12 protein-coding genes are annotated in these 12,530 nt (G+C 67.9%); 9 read left to right on the top strand and 3 right to left on the bottom strand.

Annotation, left to right across the window (positions count from 1 at the left end; all coding sequences use genetic code 11):
• Window positions 1-67: 67 nt before the first annotated feature.
• Genes KLK06_RS02430 through KLK06_RS02420 form a run of 3 tightly spaced genes read right to left on the bottom strand, consistent with a single transcriptional unit; the run spans window position 68 to window position 2,229 of the window.
• Window positions 68-466, bottom strand: coding sequence for a hypothetical protein (locus tag KLK06_RS02430; RefSeq protein WP_214633581.1), 399 nt, complete (start codon window positions 464-466; stop codon window positions 68-70).
• Window positions 463-1,044: a GNAT family N-acetyltransferase gene (locus KLK06_RS02425; protein ID WP_214633580.1), complete on the bottom strand. Its 582-nt coding sequence runs from the start codon at window positions 1,042-1,044 to the stop codon at window positions 463-465. The genes KLK06_RS02430 and KLK06_RS02425 overlap by 4 nt, the downstream gene beginning before the upstream one ends.
• 45 nt (window positions 1,045-1,089) lie before the next feature.
• Window positions 1,090-2,229: a cation diffusion facilitator family transporter gene (locus KLK06_RS02420; RefSeq protein ID WP_214633579.1), complete on the bottom strand. Its 1,140-nt coding sequence runs from the start codon at window positions 2,227-2,229 to the stop codon at window positions 1,090-1,092.
• Between the two features lie 430 nt (window positions 2,230-2,659).
• Here KLK06_RS02420 and KLK06_RS02415 point away from each other — a divergent pair, with 430 nt between their 5' ends.
• The 9 genes from KLK06_RS02415 to KLK06_RS02375 are packed head-to-tail and all read left to right on the top strand — an operon-like array spanning window position 2,660 to window position 12,364.
• Window positions 2,660-4,204 carry an ABC transporter substrate-binding protein gene (locus KLK06_RS02415; RefSeq protein ID WP_214633578.1) on the top strand — a complete coding sequence of 515 codons (1,545 nt, stop codon included), beginning with the start codon at window positions 2,660-2,662 and terminating at the stop codon, window positions 4,202-4,204.
• 13 nt (window positions 4,205-4,217) lie between these two features.
• Window positions 4,218-4,892: a haloacid dehalogenase type II gene (locus KLK06_RS02410; protein WP_214633577.1), complete on the top strand. Its 675-nt coding sequence runs from the start codon at window positions 4,218-4,220 to the stop codon at window positions 4,890-4,892.
• A gap of 20 nt (window positions 4,893-4,912) precedes the next feature.
• Complete coding sequence (locus KLK06_RS02405; RefSeq protein ID WP_214633576.1) at window positions 4,913-6,190, top strand: FAD-binding oxidoreductase; 1,278 nt, start codon at window positions 4,913-4,915, stop codon at window positions 6,188-6,190.
• 51 nt (window positions 6,191-6,241) lie between these two features.
• Window positions 6,242-7,177, top strand: coding sequence for an ABC transporter permease (locus KLK06_RS02400; RefSeq protein ID WP_214633575.1), 936 nt, complete (start codon window positions 6,242-6,244; stop codon window positions 7,175-7,177).
• On the top strand, window positions 7,164-8,057 hold the full coding sequence (locus tag KLK06_RS02395; RefSeq protein WP_214633574.1) for an ABC transporter permease: 894 nt from the start codon (window positions 7,164-7,166) through the stop codon (window positions 8,055-8,057). The genes KLK06_RS02400 and KLK06_RS02395 overlap by 14 nt, the downstream gene beginning before the upstream one ends.
• Window positions 8,058-8,094: 37 nt before the next feature.
• Complete coding sequence (locus KLK06_RS59470; RefSeq protein ID WP_214633573.1) at window positions 8,095-8,790, top strand: GntR family transcriptional regulator; 696 nt, start codon at window positions 8,095-8,097, stop codon at window positions 8,788-8,790.
• A 24-nt stretch (window positions 8,791-8,814) separates the two neighbouring features.
• Window positions 8,815-9,807, top strand: coding sequence for an ABC transporter ATP-binding protein (locus KLK06_RS02385; RefSeq protein ID WP_214633572.1), 993 nt, complete (start codon window positions 8,815-8,817; stop codon window positions 9,805-9,807).
• Window positions 9,804-10,796, top strand: coding sequence for an ABC transporter ATP-binding protein (locus KLK06_RS02380; RefSeq protein WP_214633571.1), 993 nt, complete (start codon window positions 9,804-9,806; stop codon window positions 10,794-10,796). Before KLK06_RS02385 ends, KLK06_RS02380 begins: the two co-directional genes overlap by 4 nt.
• Window positions 10,793-12,364, top strand: a complete 1,572-nt coding sequence (locus tag KLK06_RS02375) for an aldehyde dehydrogenase family protein (RefSeq protein WP_214633570.1) — start codon at window positions 10,793-10,795, stop codon at window positions 12,362-12,364. The genes KLK06_RS02380 and KLK06_RS02375 overlap by 4 nt, the downstream gene beginning before the upstream one ends.
• The last annotated feature ends 166 nt before the right edge of the window (window positions 12,365-12,530 follow it).

Here is a 12,530-nt window from a genome sequence, read left to right as displayed (position 1 = left end):
CTGCGGATGCCACAGCGGGCTAGGCATACTCATCCCTTCGCTCTTATCCCTTCGTTCCTCACGGGAATCAGACGGTGGCGAACTCGTCCACGGCGGCCGCGTGGACGTGCAGCATCCGGGCGAGCAGGCCGTTGCCGCGAGAGAACGTCAGCGGCGAAGCGCCGCCGTTCGCGAAGAAGGCCGCTCCCTGATCCGGTGACTTGTCGCTCTTGTCATCGGGGTACAGCGGGTTGACGGTGTTCTCGATCTTGGGCCACAGGGCGCGGGCGGCCTCGGTGGATTCGAAGTCGAGCAGCAGCACCAACGTGCCCGGCAGCAGCTCTCCGGCGCACTCCTTGAGCACCGACCCGCCCAGATAACCGGGGTGGCCGTCCAGGGAGCGCAGAAACTCGCCGAGGTAGTCCTGTGCCTGCTCGGTCTTGCCCGGCTCCGAAACGAAGATGAAGACGTCGCGTCGCTTGGTCATGATCGCGTGTTCCTCTCAGTACGTGTGAGTTCGATGTCGTGGGTGGTCACGGGAATCTCCATGAACAGTGCTCGGGACACACCGGCCGTGTCGTCCTCGACCACCACCGCGCCCATGGACAGCCAGAACGGCAGCGCGCCGGGCGAGTGCGGGAAGGTGTGCAGCGCGATGGTCCGGTAATGCCCTTCGCACCGTGCCCGGTCGAGCACCTGATCGATCAGCACGCGTGCGACGCCGCGGCGGCGGTGTTCCCGCGGGACGTAGACGCGGACGAGCTGGCCGGTGTGGCCGTCTCGGTACCTTTCGACGAGATGCGGCGGGCTGAGACCTTCCTTGAGCGCGCCCCCGCGGATGCCGGCGGTCCCGAGCAGGACACCGGTCTCCGCATCCTGCGCGACCAGCATGAACGGCCCGTCCGGTGCGAGATACCACGCCGTCATGTCATCGATGTCGGCATGGACGATGGGGTCGTAGGGGTCGCCGAAGTCCTCGGCGACGATGCGCAGCATGAGGGTGCGCGCGCTCGGGATGTCCTCTGCGGTCAGCTCACGGACGTGGAATCCGGCATCGGTGGCCATGGCGGAGCTCCAGTTCTGGCGGTGGGAGAGTGAGCCGGCGAAGCACTACAGACTCGCGGCCTGCTTCGCCCGGTAGGCCGCGCGCGCTTCGGCGCTGGCGTGGTGACCGGAGAGTTCGTGCAGGTCCTCCGGTCTCTTGCCGTCGACGACCGGGTGCAGGTGCACCACGACCGATTCCAGGTGTGGATGGGCGTGCAGCAGCGCGTGCTCGACCTGGTCGGCGACGCGGTGTCCTTCCACGACGGTGAGGGTGACCGCGACGGCGATGTCGGCGTCGGCTTCCATGCGGTGCCCGCTCCAGCGGGCCCTGATCCGGTCCACCGCCACGACGCCCTCGACCGAGGCGGCGGTCATGGTCATCGCCTCGATGACACCGGGTTCGATGCCGTCCATCAGCCGGCGGAACACCGTCCGCATGGAACTGATCAGAATCCCCATGATCACCACTCCGATGATCAGTCCGACGATCGCGTCCGCCCGCTCGAGACCGAACCACACGCCGACCACGCCGACCACCACGGCGATCGAGGTGAGCCCGTCCGCCCGGGCATGCTGCCCCTCGGCGATCAAGGCGGCGGACCCGATCTTGCGACCGGTACGGATTCGATAGACGGCCACGATCTCGTTGCCGGCCGCGCCGACGATCCCGGCGGCGAACACCCAGCCCAGGTTGGTCAAGGGATGCGGGTTGATCAGCGCGTCGACCGACTCCCAGATGATCAACCCCACCGAGGCGGCGATCACCAGGGAGATCAGCACTCCGGCCAGGTCCTCGGCGCGCCGGTAGCCGTAGCTGTAGCGGTTGCTCGCGACGCGGCGCCCGATCCGGAAGGCGATGACCAGGGGAATCGTGGTGACCGCATGCCCGAGGTTGTGCAGCGTGTCAGCCAGTAGAGCGATCGAGCCGGAGATCGCCACGATGGCCATCTGCAGGATCGCGGTGGCCATCATCCCGGCCAGGCCGATCCACGCGGTGCGAATGCCCTCACCGCTCGTCTCTTCGGCCGACTGGATGGCTTCATTGGCGTCGTGAGAATGAGGCACCACGAAGTGCTTCAGCTTGGCCAGCAGGCCGCCGCCACGGTGCCCGTCATCGTCTCCGTGTCCATGTCCGTGGCCATGCCCGTGTCCGTGTCCATGGCCGTGCTCGTGATCGTTTTCCGGGGCCGGATGTTCGTTGCTCATCGTGATCAAGCTTTCCCGTCGTCTTCGTGATATTTCACGTGAAACATTACGATGCACCTCTCCTCTCGTCAATGGTTTGCTGAGGGCTGGGGATGGCACGTAAACATGTTGTTAACGATGGCTCGCGAATGTGTCGGGACGTGTCTCCCGGTGTCGCACATCGAGCTTCTCCCAGCCGGGACCTGGGGATTCATTGCAAGAACCAGATCACCTGCCAAGTACGTTGTCAACAATCAATGCGAAAGAGAGGGTTGTTGACAACGCCTAGAGGCTGGCAGATGATATGCGGCATCGTTCAGGGAACGGGGCGCCCCGTTTCGCGACTGAGACCCCCAGATGGTCAGCAACGACGCGGCTCTCCTACCAGCCACCCCGGAGCATTGCGGCTTCGAACTCGTTACCCGCCCTTACCTTTCTCCAGGCGGATGCCATGAAACGATCACTCCCCCTTCGCCCCTCTGCTCTGATCTGCTCGGCCCTGCTCACGCTGACCGCGTGCGGCACCTTCGAAAACAACGACTCCACGGCCGGCGCGGACCAGAACGTGGTGATCAGCCTCCAGTTCTCCCCACGCTCCAACTACGCCCTTGAAACCGACGACGCCCTGCTGCTCAGCCAGATCGGTTGCCTGGAAACCCTGCTCACCTATGACAACAAGGCCGGCGCGCTCAAGCCGCTCCTGGCCACGAAGTGGACGCAGAGCAACCCCACCACGTGGGATTTCACGCTGCGCGAGAACGTCAAGTTCCAGGACGGCACCGGCCTGACGGCCGACGCCGTCGTTCAGGGGCTGAAGCACGTGCTCGCGGTCGAGGCGCCGCCGCGGGCGTTCAACAAGACGGTCGTCTCGTCGATCACCGCACTCGACGGCTCGACCGTCCGGATCACCACCCCCAAACCGAGCGCCCTGCTGCCGTTCCGGCTGGCCAGCGCCAACACCGGCATTCTGGCGCCGGCCGCCTACACCTCCTCGGGCATCAAGCCGATCGGGCACTGCACAGGGCCCTACAAGCCGGTTTCCGAGGCCACCGGTCAGTCGATCTCGATGGAGCGCAACACGACCTACTGGGGTGGGCAGGTCCCGCTGGCCAAGGTCGAGGCCAGGTTCATCGCCGAAGGCGCGACCCGGGCGACCCAGGTCCAGACCGGAGAATCCCAGATCGCGCTGGGCATCCCGGCCACCAGCGTGGCCGCGCTGAAGAGCGACAAGGATCTCGTGGTCAGCGAGACGTTCACGCCGCGCACGACCGGCCTGTACTTCAACAACTCACGTGCCCCGTTCAACAAGGCCGCGCTGCGCAAGGCCGTGCAGGCCGCCCTCGACCTCAACGCCATCGCCAAGAGCGTCTACAACAACGGCGCCGAACCCGCGATCGGCCCGTTCTCGCCCACCGAGCCGTGGGCGCCCAAGGGCATGCGGCCCGTGGCGCAGAACCTCGACCAGGCCAAGGCGCTGCTCGCCGAGGCCGGGTACGCCCCTGGCAAGCTCAAGCTGACGCTGCTGGCCTACACCGAACGGCCCGAGTTCGCCGACCTCGCCACCGTGATCCAGGCCAACCTCAAGGCGATCGGCATCGAGGTCAAGGTGAAGAGCAGCGACTACGCCGGGATCGAACCCCAGCTCCTGTCCGGCGACTACGACCTCACGCTGCTGTCACGCAACCACCTGGTCGACATCGCCGACCCCAACGGCTTCCTGTCCTCGGACTACACCTGTGACGGCGGCTTCAACATCAGCCACTTCTGCGACCCGGCCATCGACAAGAAGATCGCCTCGGCGAACGCCCTGGCCGACGCCACCGAGCGCAACGCCGTCTACGCCGAGGTCGCGCGCTACCTCGAAGAGAACGCGGTCACCGTCTTCGGAGTGCACGAGCAGACATTGGCCGCGTACCGCGCCGGTGTGAAGGGTTTCACCGACGACCCGCTCGCTCGATACGCGATCACCACCGCCGTGACCGTCGCCAAGCAGTAACGGAGGGAATTACATGGACTTGCTGGGCTTCACCCCGAAATACATAACTTTCGACTGCTACGGAACGCTCACCAGCTTCCAGATGACGCCGACCGTGCTCCCGCTGATCGAGGACCGCGTCGCACCTGAGGATGTCCCCACCTTCCTGAAGGACTTCCGCGCCTATCGGATGGACGAGGTGCTCGGGCCGTTCAAGCTCTACCCCGAGGTCCTGCGGGATTCCTGGCAGCGGGCCTGCAACCGGTGGCGCATCCAGTTCCGGCAGTCCGACGTGGACACGATCATCGCCGCGGTCGGCTCGTGGGGGCCGCACCCCGATGTGCCGGAAGCGCTCGGCAAGCTCGCGTCGGCCTACCCGCTGGTCATCCTGTCCAACGCCACCGACGGCATGCTGGAGAACAACGTCAGGCAGCTCGGCGCGCCGTTCCACCGGGTGTTCACCGCCGAGCAGGCCCGCGCGTACAAACCGCGATACGCGGCTTTCGAGTACATGCTCGACCAACTGGACGTGGAGCCGCAGGAGATCCTGCACGTGTCCTCGCACATCTGGTACGACCTCATCCCGGCGCACGAACTGCGGATCAAGCACAAGGTCTACGTCAATCGCGGCTACGACCCGTCCGTCCCCTTCTACGAATACGCCGAGACCTCCGATCTCACCGGCGTCCCGCCGCTGCTCGGCATATAGCCCCACGACTGGGAGGACACGTGAAGCTCGTTTCCTACTGGCTCGACACCGCCAAGCCGGCCGGCGACTTCCGCCGCACCGAACCACCGGCACACGCGGACGTCGTCGTCGTGGGCGCAGGTCTCACCGGCCTGTCGACCGCCTTGCATCTGTCCCGTCAGGGCGCGCAGGTCGCGCTGCTGGAGGAGCACACCGTCGGCTGGGGCGCCTCCGGCCGCAACGGCGGAATGGCCACACCGGGACTGGCGATCTCCTTCGGCGCCGGGGTGAAACGCTACGGAACGGCGCGCGCCACCGCGATGTTCCGCAGCTACAACGACGCGATCGACACACTCGAAGACGTCGTGACAAGTGAGGGGATCGACTGCTCCTTCAGCCGGACCGGGCGGCTGACGCTGGCCAGCAAACCCGCGCACTACCAGGGCTTCCAGGCCTCGGCCGCGCTGATGCGCGAGCTGGCCGGGCAGGATGTGCGGCTCGTACCGCCCGCGCGCATCCGTGAGGAGATCGGCAGTGACCACTACCACGGCGCGATGGTCGATCCCCTCGGCGCGGGCGTCCACGTGGGCCAGCTGACGGCCGGACTGGCGGCGGCCGTGTCGACGAACGGCGTGTCCATCCACGAGGAGTGCCGGGTCACCGGGCTGACCCGGCGCTCCGGCTACCAGCACGACGTGCACACCGAACTCGGCACCGTACGCGGCGACCAAGTGGTGATCGCCACCAGCGGCTACACCGGCGGCCTGACCCCGTGGCTACGTCGACGGATCGTGCCGATCGGCAGCTTCATCATCGTCACCGAACCGCTCGACGACAGCGTCGTGGACGAACTGCTGCCGCACCGCCGCGTCGCCTCCGACAGCAAGAACCTGATCTACTACTTCCGGATCACTCCTGACAACCGGCTGCTCTTCGGCGGACGCGCCCGGTTCGCGCTGTCGGCGCCCGCTTCCGACATCAAGAGCGGCCGAATCCTGCGCCGCGCGATGGCGACGGTCTTCCCGCAACTGGCCGGCGCTCGCGTCGACTACTGCTGGGGCGGCCTGGTGGACATGTCGATGGACCAGATGGTGCACGCCGGGGAACGTGACGGCCTGTTCTACTCCGTCGGCTACAGCGGCCACGGCGTGCAGATGGCCACGCACATGGGCAAAGTGCTGGCCCAGGTGCTGGGCGGGGAACCGGCCGCCAACCCGTGGCACGACCTCCCGTTCCGCGCCGTTCCCGGACACTTCGGCCCGCCGTGGTTCCTGCCGCCGGTAGGCGCCTACTTCAAGTTCCTCGACCTCGTCCGCTGACCAACCTCCATCGGGGACGGCTATGGAAAGGGCAGACATACGATGTTCTTCTTGATCAGACGGCTGGCCGTACTCGTCGGCACGCTGGTGATCGCGTCATTCGTGGTCTTCCTGATCCCCTACCTCACGCCGGGCGATCCCGTGCGGAAGATCCTGCGCGGCCGGGTGAGCGACCTCAACGTCGACCCGGTCACGCTGGAGAACCTACGTCGCTCGTACGGCCTCGACCGGCCGCTGCTGACGCAGTTCTGGGATTGGCTCGTCAAGGCGCTGCGCGGAGATCTCGGCCTGTCCTACACCAGACGTTCCCCGGTCACCGAGATGATCGGCAGCGCGCTGGGGGTGACGACCGTTCTCGCCATCACCTCACTGCTGATCGCACTGGTGGCCGCGCTGTTGTTCGGCTCGCTGGCCGCGGTCAAGCGCGGCAGACCCACCGACACCGCCATCACCTCGATCACCCAGGGGTTCGTCGCGATCCCGGAGTACTGGCTGGCGCCGGTGCTGATCCTGGTCTTCGCGCTCCAGCTCGGCGCGCTGCCGTCGGCGGGGTGGCGGGGTCCGGAGTCGCTGGTCCTGCCCTGCCTCACTCTCGCGCTGCGCCCGATGAGCTACTTCACCCAGGTGACCAGGGCATCGATGATCGACGTGCTGGAATCGCCCCACATCACCGCCGCCCGAGCGCGCGGACTGACGTTCGGCGCGACGATGATCCGGCATGGCCTACGCAACGCGCTGCTGCCGGTGATCACCTTGTTCTCGGTGTGGCTGGCGGGCCTGCTCGGCGGCTCGGTGGTGGTCGAGGTGATCTTCTCGATCCCCGGCATGGGCCGCCTGCTGTACGAGTCGGTCATCAACAACGACATTCCCACCATCCAGGCCGGAGTCATCAGCCTGGTCGGGTTGGCCGTCCTCATCACGACGCTGACCGATATGGGGTACACACTCATCAATCCCACGGTGAGGGCCGCGCATGTCTCTGCTTGACGATCATCTCACCAGCAAGGCGCCGAACGACGCCCCGGCGACCGGTGCGGAGCGCGGGCGCGGCCGGGCCGGGCTGCGGACCTGGCCGCCCAGTCTCCTTGTCGGAGCCACGCTCTTCGGGCTCATCCTGATCACGCTCATCCTGACCCCGTGGATCATGCCGCACGACCCCGCGGCCCAGAACCTGGCCGACCGGCTGGCGCCGAGCGGCGCCACACATCCGCTCGGCAGCGACCACCTCGGAAGGGACGTGCTGAGCCGACTGATGGACGGTGGCCGGTTCTCGGTGTCGATCGCCGCCATCACTCTGCTGATCTGCGCGGTGAGCGGCACTCTGGTCGGCATCGTCTGCGCGCGGCGGGGCGGTAAGTTCGACGAGTTCGTCATGCGGCTCACCGATGTGCTGCTGGCCTTTCCCGAGATCATCGTCGCGTTGTTCCTCGTGGCCGTCCTGGGCACGAACTACGGCACCCTGATCCTGGCCCTGGTCATCGGCGGCTGGACCCCGTTCGCCCGGCTGGCCCGCAGCGTCGCCCTCGAGATCGGCTCCCACGACTACATCGAAGCCGCGCGGGCGCTGGGCTGCTCCTCGTCGTTCATCATGTTCCGGCACATCCTGCCGAACGCGCTGAGCCCGCTGCTGGCGCACACCGCGGTCCGGTTCGGGCACAAACTGATCACCGTGGGCGCCCTGTCCTACCTCGGTCTCGGCATCCAGCCACCGGACGCGGACTGGGGGTCCATGCTCGCGACCGCGCAGCCGTACCTGACGAAGACGCCAGGCTTGATCATCTACCCTGGCCTGGCCATCTTCGTGACGGCGTTGAGCGTCACACTCATCGGCCAAGGCCTCAACGCCAGGAGGAACCAGCGTGGGTGAACAGGCCGGTACACCAAAGATCGCGAAGGAGCAATTCGTGAGCGAACCCAGACGCAGGGCCGAACCGCACGTTCCCAAGCGCACCCTCTCCGCCGTGGTGACGTCCCAGATCAGGGAACGGATCATCAGCGGCGGGTACCCTCCCGGCAGTCAGATGAACGAGGTGGAGATCGCCGCGGGGTTCGCCACCAGCCGTGGCCCGGTCCGCGAGGCGCTGCAACGACTGGCGCAGGAGGGGTTGCTGGTCGCCTCGCCGCACAAGGGCATCACGGTCCGGGTCCTGACCGACGACGACCTGGAGGATCTCTATTTCGCGCGGGCGGCCATCGAACGCGCGGCGATGGAGCGGCTGACCGCCCGGGGCACGCCGGCGGCGCTGATCGCCACCCTCGAACAGGCGGTGCGGCTCATGGCGCTGGCCGTGGCGCGCCAGGACTGGCAGCGGGTCTCCGCCGCCGACCTCGGCTTCCACCAGGCCATCGTGGACGCCGCCCGGAGTGAGCGGCTGTCGGCGATGTACGCCTCACTGGCCGACCAGACCCGGCTCGGGCTGAACCTGCTCGTGACCACCTACAAGGGCCGTACGGATCTCGTCGAGGAGCACGAGCAGTTGCTCAAGCTGCTCACCTCCGGCGACCACGCCGCCTTGTTCGACGCGCTCAACCGGCATTTCGGCGACGCGATGATCACGCTGCGGGACCATCGCGACAACAGCCCGGCTCCCCGGGTCTGACCCCACCACGCGAAGGAGAACCTCGTGGCGGAACTGCTCACCGTCGAGAACCTCGCCGTCCACACCGGCCCCCGTCCGGCGGAGAAGATCGTCGACGGCGTATCGCTGACCATGGGCGAAAGCGAGGTCCTCGCCCTCGTCGGCGAATCGGGCTCCGGCAAGAGCCTGACCGCGATGTCACTGGTGCGCCTGCTGCCCCGGCCGCTCACCGCCGGCGCCGACGTGCTGACCCTCGACGACGTCGACCTCCTGCGCGCGACCGATCGGAGCATGGACCAGATCCGCGGCGGACGCATCGGAATGCTGTTCCAGCAGCCCAAGCACATGCTCGACCCGACCTCCACGGTGGGCGCCCAGGTCGCCGAGCCGCTGCGCCGATTCCGGGGCATGAACCGGGCCGCGGCCCGCCAGGCGACCATCGAACTGCTGCGGGACGTCGGCGTCCCCGAGCCGGAGCGGCGCGCCCGCTCCTACGCCCACCAGCTCTCCGGTGGCCTCGCGCAGCGGGTGATGATCGCCGCCGCGTTGGCCGGGCAGCCCCGCCTGCTCATCGCCGACGAGCCGACCACCGCGCTGGACGTCACCGTGGAGGCACAGATCCTGCGGCTGCTCGCCGCCAAGAAGGCCGAGCTCGGCATGTCGATCCTGTTCATCTCGCACGACCTCGGGGTCGTCTCCTCGATCGCCGACCGGATCGCGGTCATGTACGCCGGCCGGATCGTCGAGCAGGGACCGGCCGGCGAGGTCCTCACCGCACCGCAGCACCCCTACACCCGCGCGCTGATCGAGTGTTCCCTGCTGCGGCCCGGCCCCTCGGGTGAGCTGTGCTCCATCCCCGGCCATGCCGACTCGGCCCTGCGGATCACCTCCGGCTGCCGGTTCCGTCCCCGCTGCACCGCCACCCACGACGCCCACATCGAGCACCAGTGCGCCGCCGCCGAGCCGGCCCTGGCGACGCAGAGTCATGCCACGAGGTGCTGGATCGGCATGCCCACCCAGGTCAAGGAGCCCGCATGAGCAGCCAGCTGCTGGTCGTCGACGACGCGGTCAAACATTTCCCCCTCCCCCGCCAGGGCCTGCGCCGCCGCGAGCACGTGCACTCCCTCGACGGGATCAACCTCCGTATCAACGCCGGCGAGGTGTTCGGGCTGGTGGGCGAGTCGGGCTCCGGCAAGAGCACCCTGGCCAGGGTCATCCTCGGTCTGACCCCCACGACCTCCGGGCAGGTGTCGATCGACGGCCTCGGCCCGCGACCGCCACGCAAGCAGCTCGCCCGTACCGCCCAACTGATCTTCCAGGATCCGCATGCCGCGATGGACCCCCGCATGACACTGGGTGCCAGCCTGACGGCCGTACTCGCGCAGCATCGCATCGGCGGCAAGGAGGAACGCGCGCAAGCGGTCTCCCATGCGCTCGCGGAGGTGGGGCTCGACGACAGCTACCTGCACCGCTATCCGGGCGAATGCTCCGGCGGACAGCTCCAACGGGTGGTCATCGCCCGCGCGCTGCTGCTCAGACCGAAATTGCTGATCTGCGACGAACCGACCTCCGCGCTCGACGCCTCCGTACAGGCGCGGATTCTCAACCTGCTGCGCAGGCTCCAGGGCGAACACGGGCTCGCCATGATCGTGATCTCGCATGACCTACGGGTGGTGCGGTACCTCGGCGACCGTGTCGCGGTGATGTACCTCGGGCAGATCGTGGAGATCGCCGATCGCGACGAGATCTACGAGCGCTCCTGCCACCCCTATACCCTCGCGCTGCTCGCCGCCGGAGCCGCGACGACCACCGGTAAACAGCCCCCGGCCACCGTCACCGGCGAGCCGCCCTCACCCATCCACCCGCCCAGCGGATGCCGCTTCCACCCTCGATGCCCACTGGCGACACCCGAATGCCGGTCGGCGGCACCGGAACTGCGGGAGATCGCCCCGGGACACCAGGTGCGGTGCCACCACTGGGAAACAGCGCGACCGACACTGGCGAGCGAGGAGTCCCCCAACCGATGAGCCCGCAGGTTTCGCACAGCAGACAGGTTTGGCAGCCACCGGCCGGCGGCTTCTGGGAAGGCGCCTGGCGCGACGGTGATCAGCGGATGTCCGTGCACGACCCGGAAGACGGGGCGTACGTGGGGACCGTGATGGACGCTACGGATACCGAGGTCCGGCGCGCCGTCGCCTATGTGTCCCGGGGACATCGCCGTCTGGCCTGGCCGCTATGGGAACGACGTGCCGCCATCGAGGGTACGGCGGCCGCCCTCGCCGCGTCGGCGGACCGGTTCGCCACGATCATCGCCACCGAGGGCTGCAAGACCATCACCGAGGCCCGCGCCGAAGTCGGGCGCGCGATCGAGACACTCCGGCTCACCAGCCAGGCCGCGGCGGCGCTCACCGGTCGCACCGTCCCGTTCGACAACACCCCACGCGGCCTGGGATGGACCGGCTGGTACACCCGTGAACCGGTCGGCGTCGTCGCCACCATCACCCCGTTCAACGACCCGCTCAACCTGGTCGCGCACAAGCTCGGACCGGCGCTGCTCGCCGGCAACGCCGTGGTGCTCAAGCCCGCCCCGGCGACCCCGCTGACCGCGCTCGCACTCGTCGAGCTGTTCCTGGACAACGGGGTACCCGGCGAATACCTGGCCGCCGTGCCCGGCGTCAACGCCGGGCAGGCGCTGGTGGCCGACCCGCTGGTGGACGTGGTGTCCTTCACCGGCGGGCCGCGTACCGCCGACCGCATCGCGCAAGGCGGACCCGCCCGCAAACTCATCATGGAACTCGGCGGCAACAATGCCCTGATCGCCTGCGCGGACGCCGACCCGGCCGCCGTCGCCGCCGCCGTCGTCGACGGCGCGTTCGGGGTCGCGGGCCAGAACTGCCTTTCGGTGCAGCGGGTCTTCGTCGAAGAGGACCTCTACCCCGAAGTGCTGGAGAGGGTCGTACGCGCCACCGCCGCCCTCGTCGTCGGCACCAAACATGACCCGGCCACCGACGTCGGCCCGCTGGTCACCGAGGCCGAAGCCCAGCGCGTCGCGGCATGGATCGATGAGGCCGTCGCCGCCGGAGCGACCCTCCACACCGGCGGCGCCCGCAAGGGGAGCTTCGTGACACCCGCGGTGCTCACCGACGTGCCGGGCGACGCACGGATCCGCGTCGACGAGGTCTTCGGACCAGCGGTGCTGATCGATCCGTTCTCCGACCTGCACGAGGCCGTCGTCTCGGCGAACGCCGTCGACACCGGTCTGCAGGCCGGGGTGTTCACCCACGACGTGGACCGGGCCTTGGCCATCGCGGACGCGCTCACCGCCGGCGCGGTGCTGATCAACTCCAGCTCGGACTTCCGGATCGACGCCATGCCCTTCGGCGGCTTCAAGCGATCCGGCATCGGGCGCGAAGGCATCGAGTCCGTCATCGACCAGCTGACCGAACCGAAGATCGTCGCGATCAACAGAGGCGGGGCTCGTCTCAGCGAACGTCAACCACGTGACTCAAGAACTGGAGGGAGTGATCGTGAGGTAAGGGAAGACCGCCTCGCTCACTCCGGATCACAGGCCGGTCCCGTCGAAGGGATCGCGTAGCTCGTCATCGATCGTCGTATCCAGATCAGCCCGTACTGCGTCCCGGTCAATGACCGGGGCGGTGGCGAAGGCGGCCTGTGCCTCAGCCCTCGGAACGAACCGGCGGCGCTTGATCGGCTCTACTTCGGCGAGCGGCTCAGCGAGTGGCGGGTCAGTCGAGCGCCCG

This window comes from Nonomuraea sp. NEAU-A123 (genome assembly GCF_018603905.1).
GTDB lineage: Bacteria > Actinomycetota > Actinomycetes > Streptosporangiales > Streptosporangiaceae > Nonomuraea.
This window is presented reverse-complemented; position numbering and strand designations above follow the sequence as displayed.

Coding starts and splice junctions, on each gene's coding strand:
- KLK06_RS02425 (WP_214633580.1), bottom strand. CDS start 1,044: ATGGCCACCGATGCCGGATTCCACGTCCGTGAGCTGACCGCAGAGGAC.
- KLK06_RS02375 (WP_214633570.1), top strand. CDS start 10,793: ATGAGCCCGCAGGTTTCGCACAGCAGACAGGTTTGGCAGCCACCGGCC.
- KLK06_RS02430 (WP_214633581.1), bottom strand. CDS start 466: ATGACCAAGCGACGCGACGTCTTCATCTTCGTTTCGGAGCCGGGCAAG.
- KLK06_RS02380 (WP_214633571.1), top strand. CDS start 9,804: ATGAGCAGCCAGCTGCTGGTCGTCGACGACGCGGTCAAACATTTCCCC.
- KLK06_RS02410 (WP_214633577.1), top strand. CDS start 4,218: ATGGACTTGCTGGGCTTCACCCCGAAATACATAACTTTCGACTGCTAC.
- KLK06_RS02420 (WP_214633579.1), bottom strand. CDS start 2,229: ATGAGCAACGAACATCCGGCCCCGGAAAACGATCACGAGCACGGCCAT.
- KLK06_RS02395 (WP_214633574.1), top strand. CDS start 7,164: ATGTCTCTGCTTGACGATCATCTCACCAGCAAGGCGCCGAACGACGCC.
- KLK06_RS02415 (WP_214633578.1), top strand. CDS start 2,660: ATGAAACGATCACTCCCCCTTCGCCCCTCTGCTCTGATCTGCTCGGCC.